This is a genomic window from Lentzea sp. NPDC055074 (assembly GCF_053608005.1).
On record NZ_JBSGUQ010000007.1, the window covers coordinates 347,662 to 364,196 of the forward strand.

At 72.9% G+C, this 16,535-nt stretch carries 7 protein-coding genes; 5 read left to right on the plus strand and 2 right to left on the minus strand.

The window, feature by feature from the left end; all coding sequences use genetic code 11:
• The first annotated feature begins 4 nt into the window (after window positions 1-4).
• Genes dpgB through dpgD form a run of 5 tightly spaced genes read left to right on the plus strand, consistent with a single transcriptional unit; the run spans window position 5 to window position 5,745 of the window.
• The gene (dpgB, locus tag ACWF7A_RS19440; RefSeq protein ID WP_452251835.1) at window positions 5-628 is read left to right on the plus strand and encodes an enoyl-CoA-hydratase DpgB; all 624 of its coding nucleotides are present in this window, start codon (window positions 5-7) and stop codon (window positions 626-628) included.
• An 8-nt stretch (window positions 629-636) separates the two neighbouring features.
• Entirely contained in the window at window positions 637-1,890 is a 1,254-nt protein-coding gene (gene dpgC, locus ACWF7A_RS19445; protein WP_452251836.1) for a (3,5-dihydroxyphenyl)acetyl-CoA 1,2-dioxygenase DpgC, read from the plus strand.
• Window positions 1,887-3,542 carry a thiamine pyrophosphate-binding protein gene (locus ACWF7A_RS19450; protein WP_452251837.1) on the plus strand — a complete coding sequence of 552 codons (1,656 nt, stop codon included), beginning with the start codon at window positions 1,887-1,889 and terminating at the stop codon, window positions 3,540-3,542. The genes dpgC and ACWF7A_RS19450 overlap by 4 nt, the downstream gene beginning before the upstream one ends.
• A complete protein-coding gene (locus tag ACWF7A_RS19455) occupies window positions 3,539-4,957 on the plus strand; it encodes an aldehyde dehydrogenase family protein (protein WP_452251838.1) in 1,419 nt (472 codons plus the stop codon). The genes ACWF7A_RS19450 and ACWF7A_RS19455 overlap by 4 nt, the downstream gene beginning before the upstream one ends.
• Window positions 4,954-5,745: an enoyl-CoA-hydratase DpgD gene (gene dpgD / locus ACWF7A_RS19460; RefSeq protein WP_452251873.1), complete on the plus strand. Its 792-nt coding sequence runs from the start codon at window positions 4,954-4,956 to the stop codon at window positions 5,743-5,745. Before ACWF7A_RS19455 ends, dpgD begins: the two co-directional genes overlap by 4 nt.
• A gap of 34 nt (window positions 5,746-5,779) precedes the next feature.
• Here the strand turns inward: dpgD and ACWF7A_RS19465 are convergent, their stop codons facing one another.
• Window positions 5,780-6,913 (minus strand): FAD-dependent oxidoreductase, encoded by a 1,134-nt coding sequence (locus ACWF7A_RS19465; RefSeq protein WP_452251839.1) that lies wholly within the window; start codon window positions 6,911-6,913, stop codon window positions 5,780-5,782.
• Entirely contained in the window at window positions 6,910-16,527 is a 9,618-nt protein-coding gene (locus ACWF7A_RS19470; RefSeq protein WP_452251840.1) for an SDR family NAD(P)-dependent oxidoreductase, read from the minus strand. Before ACWF7A_RS19470 ends, ACWF7A_RS19465 begins: the two co-directional genes overlap by 4 nt.
• Window positions 16,528-16,535: the final 8 nt, after the last annotated feature.

Sequence of the window (16,535 nt, forward strand, 5' to 3'; positions counted from 1 at the left end):
ACCGTTGACGCCCGAGCTCGTCGCCGAGGTCGAGGCGTTCGGCAGCCGGGCCGAGGGTGCGGGCGCCGGCGAGGTCGCCGTCGTCAGGGTGACCGGGGCGGACGACAGCGCGTGGCCGGGTGACGTCGGCATCCACCTGGTCAACAAGTGGGAACGCGCGCTGCGCAAGCTCGAACGGGTCGGCGTCGCCACGGTCGGCGTCGTCACCGGCGAGTGCGGCGGACCGGCGGCCGAGGTGCTGCTGTCCACCGACTACCGCATCGCGACGCCGGACCTGACGCTGCGCCTGCCGTCGCTCGGCGGCCAGCTGTGGCCGGGGATGGTGCTGCACCGCCTCGCGAACCAGGTCGGGGTGGCCGGGGTCCGGCAGCTCGCGCTGTTCGGGTCAGCCGTCTCCGCGCAGGACGCGCTGCGGCTGAGCCTCGTCGACGACGTCGCGGACGACGTGGCGAAGGGCCTCGAGGTCGCCCACGACCTGCTCGGCGGCACCGCCGGCACGGAGCTCGCGATCCGGCGCAGGCTGCTGCTCGACGCGCTGACGACGAGCTTCGAGGACGCGCTCGGCACCCACCTGGCCGCGTGCGACCGGGCGCTGCGCCGGTCCCGGGAGAACGCCTCCACCCGCTGAGGAGCATCGTGCACACCGAACTCAAGGCCGCGGCAGCGGCGGACGCGGACCTGCTGGCGTCGCTGCCGCCGAAGTCCGAACGCACCCCGGAGCAGCAGCGGCGGGTCGCCGAAGCGTTGGCGCACACCCGGTTGCTGCGCGCCCGGTTCCTGCGCGCGAACGTCGCGGAGCTCTACGACGAGCTGACCGACGGCCGCACCACCCACCTCCGCCTGCCGGAGCTGGTGGACGCCGCCGCCGGGAGGTTCCCGGGTCTCGTACCGGGCAGCGACGAGATCGCGCGGGAACGCCTGCTGGCGCAGGCGGAGAAGGACGGCCTCGAGATCGACCAGGGCGTGTTCTTCCGCGAGGTGCTGCGGTCCGATCTCGCGGGCCCGCACCTGGTGGACAGCATGCGCCGCGCCACACCGAAAGCGCTGGACCTGCTGCCGACGTTCCGCGCCACCGGTGTCGTGGAACTGGAGGCGGTGCGGATCGAACGCCGCGGCGGCGCGGCACACCTGACGATGTGCCGCGCGCACAACCTCAACGCCGAGGACGCGGACCAGGTCGACGACCTGGAGACCGCCGTGGACCTGGTCCTGCTGGACCCGGACGTGCGGGTCGGGGTGCTGCGGGGCGGTGAGATGAGCCATCCCCGCTACGCCGGCCGTCGCGTGTTCAGCGCGGGCATCAACCTCAAGTTCCTGCACGCGGGCCAGATCTCGCTCGTCGGCTTCCTGCTGCGCCGGGAGCTGGGCTACATCAACAAGATCGTGCGCGGTCTCGTCGTCGACGAGTTCGAGACGATCGCCAAGCCGTGGGTGGCGGCGGTCGACACGTTCGCGATCGGCGGTGGTGCCCAGCTGCTGCTGGCGTTCGACCGGGTGGTCGCGGGCGCCGACTCGTACTTCAGCCTGCCCGCCGCGCAGGAGGGCATCGTGCCCGGCGCGGGCAACCTGCGGCTCACGCAGCTCGCGGGCGGACGCGTCTCTCGGCAGGTCATCCTGTGGGGCAGGCGGATCTGGGCCACCGAGCCCGACGCACGGCTGCTCTTCGACGACGTCGTCGACCCGCGTGAGGTGGGTGCCGCGGTCGAGGAGAGCGCGGACCGGCTCGACAGCCCGGCCGTCGTCGCGAACCGGCACATGCTCAACCTCGCCGAAGAGCCACCGGCGGCCTTCCGCGCCTACATGGCGGAGTTCGCGTTGCAGCAGGCGATGCGGCTCTACGGCGACGACGTCGTCGCCAAGGTGGGACGGTTCGCGGCGGGTGCCCGATGACCGGCAGGCGCCCGATCGACGCGATGCTCGACATCCTGCGCGACGAGGGTGTCGGCAAGATCTTCGGCAACCCCGGCACGTCCGAGCTGCCGTTCGTAGACGCGCTCGTCGGACGGCCGGAGTTCGAGTTCGTCCTGGGGCTGCACGAGGGTTCGGTCGTCGCGATGGCCGACGGGTACGCGCGCGCGACCGGGCGGCCGTCGTTCGTGAGCCTGCACATCGCCGCCGGACTGGCCAACGGGCTCGTCGGCCTGCTCAACGCGTCGCGCTCCCGCACGCCGATGGTCGTGACCGCCGGGCAGCAGGACCGCCGGCACCTCGCCAGCGACCCGATGCTGTCCGGTGACCTCGTCGGGCTCGCGCGGGCGGCCGTGAAGCACACGTTCGACGTGCAGCACGCGCACGACCTGCCGATCATGCTGCGCCGGGCGTTCGCGCTCGCCGTGCAGCCGCCCGCGGGGCCGGTGTTCCTGTCCATCCCGATGGACCTGCCGCAGGAGGACGTGCTCGTCGACGTCCCGGCGAAGTCGGTCGTCGCGCCGCTCGGCGCGCCCGGTGACCTGAGCCGTGCGGTCGAACTGCTGGCGGGGGCGCGCAATCCCGTCGTCGTGGCAGGAGACGGCGTCGGCCGGGACGGCGCGGTGAGCGAACTGGTGGCTCTGGCCGAGTCGATCGGCGCCGTCGTCTACCACCAGCCGATGAACGACGGCGTGAACTTCCCGGCCTCGCACCCGTTGCACGCGGGCGGGCTCACCCCGACCAACCAGGCGATCCGCGAACGCCTCGCGCCGCACGACGTCGTGTTCATCGTCGGCTGCCACGCGTTCATGGCGCACCACTACACGCCCGGCCCGGCCGTGCCGCCCACGACGACCGTGGTGCAGCTCGACACCGACGCCGCCGAGGTCGGCCGCAACTTCGCCGTCGCGGCAGGTCTCGTCGGTGGTCTCAAACCCACGCTCGACGAGCTCGCATGGCAGTTGCAGGGCAAGGTTCCCGAGGCCTCCCGACGAATCGAGCAAGCGGGTGATCGCGCCAAGGCCCGGGAGGTCTACGTCGACGCGACCGCGTTGTCGCGCTGGGGAGACGCCCCGCTCGACCCGCTGGCCGCCGTGCACGCGGTGGTCGCCGGGCTGCCCGAGGACGCCGTCGTCGTCGAGGAGGCGATCACGTCCGGGGTGCGGCTGCGCTCGGTGCTGCGGCAGGACCGCCCGAAGTCGTTGGTGCACACGGTCGGCGGCGGACTCGGCTGGGGCATCGGCGCGGCGATCGGGACGCGCCTGGGCGATCCCGGCCGTCCGGTCGTGGCCGTGCTCGGCGACGGCTGCACGATGTTCGGGTTGCAGGGCCTGTGGTCCGCCGCCCGCTACGGGGTGCCGGTGACGTTCGTCGTGATGAACAACGGCGAGTACCGCACCCTCAAGGACACGCTCGACCAGTGGAACAGCCGGTCGACCCGCTCGGGCGAGTACCTCGGGCTCGACCTGGCCCCGCCGCGCCTCGACTTCACCGCCGTCGCCGAGTTCTTCGGCATCGAGGCGATCCGCGCGAAGAGCACCGACCACCTCGCGGAACTCGTCGGCAGGGCGTTCGGGGCGCCGCTGCTCATCGACGTTCCCATCACCGGCCACGACACAGGGGAACCCGCATGACGACACTCGACCTCCAGCTCGGTTACGGCCGCGTGGAACCGATCCGCGAACCCGCGACCGGTGAGGTGCTCGGCAGCCTCGGCGTCGCGTCGGCGGAGGACGCGCGCGCGGCGGTGGCGAAGGCCGTCGCGGCACAACCGGGCTGGGCCGCGACCCCGGCCACCGAACGGGCCGCGGCGTTGCGGCGGGCCGCCGACGAGCTGCACCTGCACCGCGACCGCGTCCTGCGCTGGCTCGTGCGCGAGGGCGGTGGCACCAAGGCCAAGGCGGAGCACGAGATCGACTCGGCGCTCGACGAGCTGCGGGCCGCGGCGGCGCTCGCCACCCGTCCGCACGGCGTGCTGCTCCCGGCCGAGTCCGGGCAGAGCTTCGCCCGGAGGGTCCCGCTCGGTGTCGTCGGCGTGATCAGCCCGTGGAACGTGCCGCTGCTGCTGGCGATGCGGGCCGTCGCGCCCGCGCTGGCGCTCGGCAACGCCGCGGTGCTCAAGCCGGACGTGAAGACCGCGGTGTGCGGCGGTCACGTGCTCGCGCACCTCTTCGAGGCGGCCGAACTGCCGGAGGACGTGTTCCAGCTCCTGCCCGGTGACGCGGAACCCGGTGCGGCGCTCGTGGGTCACCCGGACGTCGCGATGATCGCGTTCACCGGCTCGACCGCGGTGGGCAGGGAGATCGGCGAACGCGCCGGGCGCGCGTTGCAGCGGACGTCGCTGGAACTGGGCGGCAACAACGCGCTCATCGTCCTGGACGACGCCGACGTCGACGCCGCCTCGTCCGCGGGCGCGTGGGCCTCGTTCTTCCACCAGGGCCAGGTCTGCATGGCGGCGAGCAGGCACGTCGTCGTCGAGGCGGTCGCGGACGAGTACCTGGACAAGCTCGCCAAGCGCGCCGAGGAGCTGCGGGTCGGCGACCCGTGGACGTCCGAGGTGGACCTCGGCCCGCTGATCTCCTCGGAGCAGCGCGACAACGTGGACCGAGTGGTGCGCGAGACCGTGGCGGCGGGTGCCGAGCTGCGGACCGGGGGCACGTTCGACGGCCTGTTCTACCGGCCGACCGTGCTCGCCGCCGTGACGCCCTCGATGCCCGCGGCCGCCGAGGAGATCTTCGGCCCGGTCGCGCCGGTGATCGTGGTGGCCGACGAGGACGAGGCCGTGCGCGTGGCCAACGCGTCCGAGCACGGTCTGACCGCGGCGATCCGCACCGGTGACCCCGCCCGTGGCCTCGGGGTCGCGGGCCGGCTCAGGACCGGCATGGCGCACGTGAACGACCAGACGATCAACGACAACGCGTTCGTGCCGTTCGGCGGCCGGGGCGCGTCGGGCAACGGTGCCCGGTACGGCGCCGAGCAGAACGCCGACCAGTTCACCCAGTGGCAGTGGCTCACGGTCCGCGCCGACCAGCCCTTCACCCCGTGGTGAACCGGGTCCGCTACGAGAAGGACGGCCGCGTCGCCCGGGTCACCCTCGACCGGCCCGCCGTGCTGAACGCGATGGACCTGCGGACGCACGCCGAGCTGGCCGAGGTGTGGGACGACTTCGAGCGCGACGACGACCTGTGGGTCGCGGTGCTGACCGGCGCGGGCGACCGGGCGTTCTCGACCGGGCAGGACCTGAAGGAGCTGGCCGAGCGCGACCGGGCCGGCGCGGGCACGTCGACGTTCGGCAGCAGGGGCAAACCGGGCTGGCCGCGGCTCACCGAAAGGTTCTCGCTCGCGAAACCGGTGGTGGCGCGGGTCAACGGCTATGCGCTGGGCGGCGGTTTCGAGCTCGTGCTGGCGTGTGACGTCGTCGTGGCCGCCGAGCACGCGGAGTTCGCTCTGCCGGAGGCACGGCTCGGCCTGATCGCGGGCGCGGGCGGGGTGTTCCGGCTGTCCCGGCAGATCCCGTCGCGGGTCGCGGTCGGGCACCTGATCACCGGGCGGCGGATGAGTGCCGCTCGCGCTCTCGAACTGGGGCTGGTCAACGACGTCGTGCCGGCCGCGGAGCTCGACGAGTGCGTGGACGGCTGGGTCGCGGACATCCTCCGGTGCGCGCCGCTGTCGGTGCGGGCGGTCAAGGAAGCGGTGGCCCGGTCGTCGGTCATGCCGCTGGAGCAGGCCTTCTCCACCCGCTACGTGTGGGAGGAGCGGCGCATGCACAGCGAGGACGCGGTCGAGGGGCCACGCGCGTTCACGGAGAAACGTCCACCGAGCTGGCTGGGCAGGTGAGAAGGGCGGGGGCCACGTGGCCCCCGCCCTTCTTTCACACCGCCGCCTTGTGCCCGTTCAGGAAGTTGCTGCCACTGCGCACACTCGCGTGCGCCAGCTTGTCCATCGGCAGCGCCACCCGGACCGCCCGCAGCATCCGCAGCATGTTGTTGCTGCGGCTCATCCACGCGGCACTGCTGCGCACCCGGCGCACCCGCTTGACCCGCGCGGTCTCGTACGCCCGCAACGACTCCGCGGGGTTGCGGGCGCCCCTGGTGAGCACGTCCGTCAGCACCCACGCGTCCTCGAGCGCCTGGTTCGCTCCCATGCCGGCGCGCGGTGGGATGGCGTGCGCCGCGTCGCCGAGCATCGTGATCGGGCCGCGGCCCCACCACCTCGGCACCTTGTGCAGCGCGTGCGGGAAGACGTGGACGTCCTCTTCGGACACCGAGTCGAGCAGCGCGGTCACCTCGGGTGCCCAGCCGCCGAACCACTCGCGCAGCTTCGGCAGCTGCGGGCCGTCCTCGCCCTCGCGCCACGGCCCCTCGAACGCCCAGTGCAGCAGGCCGTCGCCGACGGGGTGGATCGCGCAGATGCCGATGTTGCCGAAGAACGTGCGCACGGTGTTGCCGTCGATCAGGTCCGAGTTCGCGGTGCTGATCCCGTGCCAGGTGGCGACACCGGTGAGCTTCGCCGCGTCACCGAACAGGCTGGCGCGCACCGAGGACCGGTAGCCGTCGGCGCCGACCACCACGTCCGCCACGGTCTCCGTGCCGTCGGAGAACGTCGCGACGGCCTCGTTTCCGCGCTGGGTCACGCCGGTGCACTGCTTGCCGAACCGCACCGTGCCCTCGGGCAGCCGCTCGGCGAGCCGCTGCACGACCCGTCCGCGCGGCACCAGGATCGTGTCCTCGCCGTAGGCGTCGGACACCTTCTTCATGTCGGTGAACACGATCAGCGCGCCGCTCGACGTGAGCAGCTCGCCGCGGTGCATGGAGCGCCCCAGCTTCTCCGTCTCGATGCCGAGCTCCCCGAGCACCCCCGTGGCACCGGGCCAGAGGATCACCCCGTTGCCCTCGGTGCGCAGCTGGTCGCCGCGCTCGTACACCTCGACCTGGTGCCCCGCCGACGCCAGTCCGAGCGCGGCGGCCAGCCCACCGATCCCCGCGCCGACGATCACGACCTTCATCTCACAGACCCCTCTCGGTTCACGACAAGCCAGTCGTGAACTGCCTTCGCCGCCGTTTCGGACTGTTCCTCCAGGATGCTGAAGTGGTCACCCGGCACGCCCGCCTCGTGGTGGCGCGGTTCCCACGTCGCCTGCCACGCGCGGTCGCGCAGTGACTCGGCGAACGGGTCCAGCGCCCGCAGCAGCAGCGTCGGTGTGTCCACTTCGACCGGTGCCCAGCCGGTGAAGACGCGGTCGTAGCCACCGGTGGCGGTCAGCCGCGTCTCGTTGTTCAGCACGACGTCGCTCTCCCGGCCCGACGTCGCCTCCGTCATCGCCTCCCGGATCCACCACTGCCCGTCGAGTGCGGCGGGCGAGTAGGTGTCCATCAGCACGACGGCCGCGGCCGGACGTCCGATGCTCTCCAGGTGCGCGGCCACGGCGTTGGCGATCCAGCCCGCCGCCGACCGGCCGACGAGCACGAACGGCCGGTCGCCGGCGCAGCGGGTGATGCCCTCGGCGTGCGCGGCGGACAACGCCTCCACGTCGGCCGGCAGCGTCTCGCCGTCGAGGAAACCGGGCTGCGGCAACGCCCACACCTCGCGCAGGCCGCGCAGGTGCGCGGCGAACCGCGCGTACTCGTGCGGTCCGGACGCGGGGCTGAACGACGGCAGGCAGATCAGCACCGGCTCGTCGCCGTCGCTCTCGGCCAGCCGGATCGGGCTCGTCGCGTGCGCCGCCGCGTCCGCCGAGGTGAACGCGGGCCGCAGTGCCGCCAAAGCCTTGAGCAGTTCGGTCGCTTCCCGCAGCTGCCCTCGTGCCGTCGCGTCCCAGTACAGCTGCGCCATCGACCCCGCGGGCTCGGACGCGGAGAGCAGGTGGTGGGCGATGGCCTCGGCCGTCGGGTGGTCGAAGACCAGCGTCGGAGGTGCCGTGCGACCGGTGGCCGCGCTGACCCGTCCGCTGAACTCCACCGCGGTCAGCGAGTCGAAGCCCAGCTCCAGCAGTTCGCGGTCCGGTGCGACGGCGTCCGCCGACGGGTGGCCCAGCACCGCGGCCGCCGTCGTGCGCACGAAGTCGAGCACCAGCACGAACCGGTCCTCCTCGGCCGCCGCGGCGATCCGTTCGGTGAGTGGGACGCTGCTCCCCCGCTGCACCGGCAGCAACGCGCCGAGGTCGACGGCTTCGGCGTCGTCCCCGCCGACCGGCCGCAGCCAGTAGCGCTGCCGGTCGAAGGCGTAGGTGGGCAACGGGATCCGGCGCGCGGACGGCAGCACGGCGGCCCAGTCCACGTCACCGTGGTGGGCGTGCACCTGCGCGACGGCGGTCAGCAGCGACCGCGTCTCGTCGCGGTCGCGGCGCAGCACCGGGATCAACGCGGGCTTCGCGCCGTCCAGGCACTCCCCCGCCATCGGCGACAGCACCGCGTCCGGACCCACCTCGACGTACCGGCGCACCCCGGCGGCGTGCAGCCAGCGCACACCGTCGAGGAAACGGACGCCCTCGCGCACGTGCCGCACCCAGTACTCGGCGTCGTACCGCGCGGGCGCACCCGTCAGGTTCGACACGACCGGGATCTCCGGCTCCGCGAACGACAGCCCCGCCACGACCTCGCGGAACTCGTCGAGCATCGGGTCCATGTGCGCGGAGTGGAACGCGTGGCTCACCCGCAGCCGCTTGGTCTTCCAGCCGCGCCGCGCGGCGAGTTCGGCGACCGCGTCGACGGCCTCGGCATCTCCCGAGACCACGGTCGACGCCGGCCCGTTCACCGCTGCGATGCCGACAGCGTCGAGGAGGATCTCGCGGACCTCGTCCTCCGAGGCGCGCACCGACAGCATCGCGCCGCCACCGGGCAACGCCTGCATCAGCCGTCCCCGTGCGCTGACCAGCTTTCCGGCGTCCTGCAGCGAGAGCACGCCCGCGACGTGCGCGGCGGCGATCTCGCCGACCGAGTGGCCGATCAGGAAGTCCGGCCGGACGCCCCAGTCCTCCAGCTGGCGGTAGAGCGCGACTTCCAGCGCGAACAGCTCGGGCTGCGCCCGACCGGTCTCGTCCACGCCGAGGTCCGGAACGTCCACAACGGACAGTGCCTCGTCGAACGCCGCCGCGAACACCGGGAGGCCGCGCAGGCCGTCGCCCATCCCGGCGCGCTGGCTGCCCTGGCCGGTGAACAGGAACGCGGTGCGCCCGCCCGGCGATCCGGTGGCCAGCACCTGGTCACCTCGTGCGACGGCCTCGAGCCCGGCGCGCAGCTCGTCACCGGAACCGGTGACGACCGCGCTGTGCGTCAGCCGCGACCGGGTGGTGGCGAGCGAGAACGCGAGGTCCTGCGGTGCTCCGGTCAGGTGTTCGGCCAGCCGGGCGGCCTGCTCGCGCAACGCCGTCTCGGAGTGCCCGGACACGACCAGCGCGACAGGCTCGTCCGCGTGAACGGACTCCTCGTGCTCGCGCGGCACCGCTTCCAGGATCACGTGCGCGTTCGTGCCGCTGATGCCGAACGACGACACGCCCGCCCGGCGCGGCCGATCAGCAGGCCAGTCGCGGGACGACGTCAGCAGCTCGATCGAGCCCGCCGACCAGTCGACGTGCGGCGAGAGCTCGTCGGCGTGCAGCGTCCGTGGCAACACGTTGTGCCGCATGGCCATCACCATCTTGACCACGCCCGCGAGCCCGGCAGCGGCCTGCGTGTGCCCGATGTTCGACTTGACCGACCCGAGCAGCAGCGGCTCCGAACGGTCCTGGCCGTAGGTGGCCAGCAGGGCCTGCGCCTCGATCGGGTCACCCAGCGAGGTTCCCGTGCCGTGCGCCTCGACCGCGTCGACGTCCGAAGTGGACAGACCGGCGTTCGCGAGTGCCGCGCGGATCACGCGTTCCTGCGAGGGACCGTTCGGCGCCGTGAGGCCGTTGGACGCGCCGTCCTGGTTGACCGCCGAGCCGCGCACGATCGCGAGGACCTCGTGCCCGTTGCGCCGGGCGTCCGAGAGACGTTCCAGCAGCAACACCCCCGCGCCCTCGGCGAACCCGGCCCCGTCCGCGTCGGCGGAGAACGCCTTGCACCGCCCGTCGGCCGCGAGCCCGCGCTGCCGGGAGAACTCCACGAACAGCGAGGGCGTCGACATGATCGTCACGCCACCGGCCAGCGCCAGCGAGCACTCGCCCCGGCGCAGCGCCTGGGCCGCGAGGTGCAGCGCCACCAGCGAGGACGAGCACGCCGTGTCCACGGTGACCGCCGGGCCCTCCAGCCCGAAGGTGTAGGAGAGGCGGCCCGAGGCCACGCTCGCCGTGTTGCCGATGCCGAGGTACCCCTCGACCTCCTCGGGCGCACCCTTGCCGAGCGAGGCGTAGTCCTGCCCGCTCGACCCGACGAACACGCCGGTCTGGCTGCCGCGGACCGCGTGCGGGTCGATGCCCGCGTGCTCGAAGGCCTCCCACGACGTCTCCAGCAGCAACCGCTGGGCCGGGTCCATCGCCAGGGCCTCGCGCGGCGAGATGCCGAAGAAACCCGGGTCGAACTCGGCCACGTCGTCCAGGAAGCCACCGGAACGCGTGTAGGAACGGCCGCGCTTGCCGGGGTCCGGGTCGTACAGGTCGGGCCAGCCCCGGTCGTCCGGGAAGTCGCCGATCGCGTCGACGCCGTCCGCGACGAGCCGCCAGAGGTCGTCGGCGGAGGTGACGCCGCCGGGGAAGCGGCAGGAGATGCCGACGATCGCGACGGGCTCGTCCACCGGTTCCGCTTGCACCACCACCGGTGCGGCGGGTTCGACGCCGACCAGTTCGGCCCGCAGGTGCTCGGCGAGCGCCATCGGGGTCGGGTGGTCGAAGATCAGCGTGGCCGGCAGCCGCAGCCCGGTCGCCGCCGTGAGCCGGTTGCGCAGCTCGACGGCCGTGAGCGAGTCGAACCCGGTGTCCTTGAACGCCCGCAACGGTTCCACGGCATCAGGTGACGCGTGTCCGAGGACAGCGCCGACGTGCGTGCGGACGAGGTCGAGCAGCAGCCGTTCGCGTTCGGGGCCGGTGACCGCGGCCAGCCGGTCCGCGAACCCGCTGGTGCCGGCCTGGGCGGCCCGGCGGCGCGTGCCGCGGACCAGGCCTCGCAGCAACGGCGGCACGGCCTGCTGGCGCAAGGCGGCGATGTTCAGCCGCACCGGCGCGAGCAGTGCCTCGTCGCGCCGGATACCGGCGTCGAGCAGCGCCAGTCCGTCCTCGGTGGACAGCGGCAGCACGCCGCCGGCCTTCATGCGGTTGAGGTCGGCCTCGCCGAGACCGCTGGTGAGCGCGCTGCGTTCGGCCCAGAACCCCCAGGCCAGCGACACCGCGGGCAGTCCGGTGGCCCGGCGGTGCTGGGCGAGCGCGTCCAGGTAGGCGTTCGCGGCCGCGTAGTTCGCCTGCCCTCGGTTGCCGAAGGTGGCGGCCACCGAGGAGAACAGCACGAAGGCGGCCAGGTCCAGGTGCCGGGTGAGCTCGTGCAGGTGCCGGGCGGCATCGGCCTTGGGCCGCGCCACCGCGTCGAGCCGTTCCGGCGTGAGCGACTCGACCACGCCGTCGTCCAGCACACCGGCCGCGTGCACGACAGCGGTCAGCGGACGTTCCAACGACCCCAGCAGCCCCGCGACCGCGTCCCGGTCTCCCACGTCGCACGCCACCGACGTGACGTCGGCACCGAGCGCGGTCAGTTCCGCCTCCAGCTCGGCAGGGATGCCGCGCCGGCTCGCCAGCACCAGGTGCCGCGCGCCGTGCGTCTCGACCAGGTGCCGGGCGACCAGACCGCCGAGCGTGCCGCTCGCACCCGTCACGAGCACCGAGCCGTCCGGGTCGAGCGCCCTCGGCACGGTCAGCACGACCTTGCCGACGTGCTTGGCCTGGCTCAGGAACCGGAACGCGTCCCGCGCCCGTCGCACGTCCCACGTCGTGACCGGCAACGGCCGCAGGTCACCGCTCTCGAAGAGCGCGACGAGCTCGCGCAGCATCTCCTGGAGGCGGTCGAACCCGGCTTCCGTCAGGTCGAACGCGCGGTAGGTGATGCCGGGGTGATCAGCGGCGTCCCGGACGTCGGTCTTGCCCATCTCGACGAACCGGCCACCGGGTCCGAGCAACCGCAGCGACGCGTCGACGAACTCGCGTGCCAGCGAGTTCACCACGACGTCGACCTTGCCGAACCTCTCCTCGAACACCAGGTCCCGCGACGACGCGATCTCCTCGACGCCCAGCGCCCGCACGGCATCCCACTTGGCCGGGCTCGCCGTCGCGACGACCTCGGCACCTCGCAGCCGGGCGAGCTGCACCGCGGCCATGCCGACACCGCCGGCCGCCGCGTGCACCAGAACCCGTTCGCCCGCCTGGACGTTCGCCAGGTCGGTCAGCGCGTAGTACGCCGTGAGGAACACCACCGGCACCGACGCGGCCTGGGTGAACGACCACCCGGCCGGAATCCGCGTCACCGTGCGGGAGTCCGCGAGGGCGACCGGGCCGAACCCGCCGGAGAACAGGCCCATGACCCGGTCGCCGGGCACGAGACCCGTGACACCGGGCCCGACCTCCAGCACGACCCCGGCGCCCTCGCTGCCGAGCTGCGCCTCACCCGGATACATCCCGAGGGTGATCAGCACGTCCCGGAAGTTCAGTCCGGCGGCGCGCACGCCGACCCGGATCTGCCCCTCCCCCAACGGTTCGGTGACGTCGGTCGCCGGGGTGAGCACGAGGTCGTCGAACGCACCGGCGTTCGGCACGTCCAGCCGCCACGGTCCGCTCGGCGGCACCAGGGCGTTCGAGGACGCTCGCACGAGCCGCCGGACGAACACCTCGTCACCACGGACGGCGAGTTCGGGCTCGTCCGCGGCCAACGCCGTGGCGAGCGCGTTCGGGGTCCAGGCCGGACCGAGGTCGACGAGCGTGAAGCGGCCGGGCTGCTCGGACTGCGCGGACCTGAGCAGGCCCCACACCGCGGCGCCCCGCAGGTCGGTCACGTCCTCGTGGGCGATCGGCATCGCTCCCGAAGTGACGAACACGAGCCGTGCGGTCCGCTCTTCAGCAAGCCAGCGCTGCACCTGCTCCAGTGCGTGGTGGACGTCATCAGCCCTGGTGAGCACGACCTCGGCGTGGTCGGTCACCACGTCGACGCCCGGCAGCACGAGCCCCTCGCCGAGCACCCCGACGGGTCCGGTCAGGGGCTCCCCCGAGAACGGGGTCCAGTCGACGGCGAACAACGCCTCCTGCTCGGCGCCGGTCGCCCGCACCTGCCCGCCCTCGAGCGGCCGCGACACCAGCGAGGCCACCGAGACGACGGGCTGCCCGGACGGGTCGGCGGCCAGGATCGCGATCCCGTCACCGGCCGGAGTGATCCGCACTCGCAGGGCCGTGGCCCCAGCGGCCAGCACGGAGACCCCGGTCCACGCGAACGGCAGCCGCACCTCGGACGCGGGACCGCTCAGGCCCGTGGCGTGCAGGGCCGCGTCCAGCAGTGCGGGATGCACCCCGAACCGCGCCGCGTCGCCGTGGTGTTCCTCCGGCAACACGACCTCGGCGAAGATCTCGTCCCCACGCCGCCACGCCGCTCGCAGGCCCTGGAAGGCGGGCCCGTACCCGTAGCCGCCCTCGGCCAGCCGCGAGTACAGCCCCTCCACCGCGAGCGTTTCCGCGCCGGTCGGAGGCCATGCCACGAGATCGTCCACTTCGGACGTTCGAGAGCTGAGCAGACCGCTGGCGTGCCGCACCCACAGTTCGTCGCCGGACCGCGAGTGCACCGTGACCGCCCGAAGCCCCGACTCGTCCGCGGGCGCCACGGCCACCTGCACCGTGACGGGCCCGGAGAGCACGAGCGGTGCCTCCAGCGTCAGCTCGTCGACGACGTCCAGCCCGACCTGCTGGGCGGCGTGCGCGGCGAGGTCGACGAACGCCGTCCCCGGCAGCAGCACCGTGCCGTTCACCGCGTGATCGGCGAGCCACGGGCTGGTGCGCGCCGAGATCACACCGGTGAGCAGCACCTCGCCCGAGTCGGCGTGCGCGACGGAGGCCCGCAGGAACGGGTGCTCCCCCGGCTGCAGCCCCAGATCGGCCGCGTCGGCCACGACGGGGCCGGACTCGAGCCAGTACCGCTCGCGCTGGAACGGGTAGGTCGGCAGCACGACGGTGCGCCCCTCGACCGGCCACGTGACCTCGACCCCGGCGACGTGTGCGTCGGCGACGGACCGGAGCACCCGGTCCATCCCGCCGTCGTCCCGCCGCAGCGTGCCCAGGGCCGTCGCGTCCTGGATGCCCGGCACCAGCACGGGATGCGCGCTGACCTCGATGAACGCGTGGTCCGCGAGCGCCCGCACGGCCGCGTCGAACTCGACGGTCTGCCGCAGGTTCCGGTACCAGTACCCGGCGTCGAGCTCCGTCTCGTACTCGCCCGTGACCGTCGACAGGAACGGCACCGACCCCTGTCGCGGCGCCACTTCCAGCAGCTCCGACAGCTCGGACTCGATCAGCTCCACGTGCGCGGAGTGCGACGCGTAGTCCACCGGCACCCGCCGCGCCCGGTCGCACGACGCCACCAGTTCGTCCAGCGCGTCGACGTCACCGGACACCACGACCGAGGCGGGACCGTTCACCGCCGCCACCGACAACCGGTCCCCGATCAGCCCGCGGACCTCGTCCAACGGCAGCTGCACCGAGACCATGCCGCCCTTGCCGGCCAACGACCGCGAGATCGCCTGACTGCGCAAAGCAACGACCTTCGCACCGTCCTCAATGGACAGCACACCCGCCACCACAGCCGCGGCGATCTCCCCCTGCGAGTGTCCGATCACCACATCCGGCTCGACACCGAACGACCGCCACACCTCAGCCAACGACACCATCACAGCCCACAACGCAGGCTGCACCACATCGACCTTCTCAGTCTCCCGCAAATCCAACTTCACATACGGCGCAAGCGCTTCCGCACATTCATCCAACCGAGCCCTGAACACCGGAGAGCTGGAAACCAGCTCCTCCGCCATCCCGACCCACTGCGACCCCTGACCGGGGAACACGAACGCGACCCGAGGCGTCCCCGTGGCCGGCGTGGATCCGACGGGGGCGGCCCCGGACGCGACAGCGGCCAGCGACTCGGCGTCGAACGCCACGGCCCGGTGCTCGAACAGAGCCCGGCCGGCGAGCGTGAACCCGATGTCGGCCGCGGAGACCGCGGTCGAGGCGAGGTGTTCGCTCAGCCGCGCCGCCTGCTCCCGCACCGCCTGCTCGGTCCGCCCGGACAACACCCACGGCACGACTCCGGCGGACTCGGCCGCCGGGACCTCCGCGTTCTCGGCCTCCTCCAGGATCACGTGCGCGTTCGTCCCGCTGATCCCGAACGACGACACACCCGCACGACGCGGCCGGTCGGCGACCCACTCGCGAGACGACGTCAGCAGCTCGATCGAGCCCGCCGACCAGTCGACGTGCGTGGTCGGCTTGTCGACGTGCAGCGTCTGCGGCAGCACGCGGTGCTGCAGCGCCATCACCATCTTGATCACACCGGCGACGCCCGCGGCGGCCTGGATGTGCCCGATGTTCGACTTAAGCGACCCCAGCCACAACGGCTCCGCGCGGTTCTGCCCGTAGGTCGCCAGCAGAGCCTCGGCCTCGATCGGGTCACCCAGCGTCGTGCCGGTCCCGTGCGCCTCCACCACATCGACGTCCGAAGTGGACAGACCAGCGGACGCCAGTGCCGCGCGGATCACCCGTTCCTGCGACGGCCCGTTCGGCGCCGTCAACCCGTTCGACGCACCGTCCTGGTTCACCGCCGACCCGCGCACGACCGCGAGCACACGATGCCCGTTGCGCCGCGCGTCCGACAGCTTCTCCAGCAGCAGCACGCCGACGCCCTCACCCCAGCCGGTGCCGTCAGCGGCGTCGGCGAAGGCCTTGCAGCGTCCGTCGGAAGCCATACCGCGCTGCCGCGAGAACTCGACGAACCCGCCCGGCGTCGACATGACCGCGACACCGCCGACAACGGCCAGTGAGCACTCGTCCTGCCGCAACGACTGCGCGGCCATGTGCAGTGCCACCAACGACGACGAACACGCCGTGTCGACGGTGATCGCCGGTCCCTCAAGGCCGAACGTGTAGGCCACCCGGCCCGACACGACACTGCTCGCGCTGCTCGTGACGACGTACCCCTCGGGGGCGTTGCCGGCGAACAACGTGGCGTAGTCCGCGGCGCCCGCGCCGACGAACACCCCGGTCTTGCTGCCGCGCAAGGAGTCCGGCGACAGCCCGGCGCGTTCGAAGACCTCCCAGGAGGCCTCCAGCAGCAGCCGCTGCTGCGGGTCCATCGCGACGGCCTCGCGCGGCGAGATGCCGAAGAACGCCGCGTCGAACCCGCTGAGGTCGCGCACGAACCCGCCCTCGCGGACGTAGCTCGTGCCGGGCGCGTCGGGATCGGGGTCGTAGAGCGCGTCGACGTCCCAGCCGCGGTCCTCGGGGAACCCGGTCATCGCGTCGGAACCCGACTCGACGAGCCGCCACAGCTCCTCCGGCGACTCGACGCCGCCGGGCAGGCGGCAGCTCATGGCCACGACCGCGATCGGCTCGCGGGCCTGCTGGCGCAGCCGCTCGTTCTCCTTCAGCGAAGCCCGCAGCGCCTCGACGACTTTTTCCTGCGTTGTAGCCATGTTGTTCC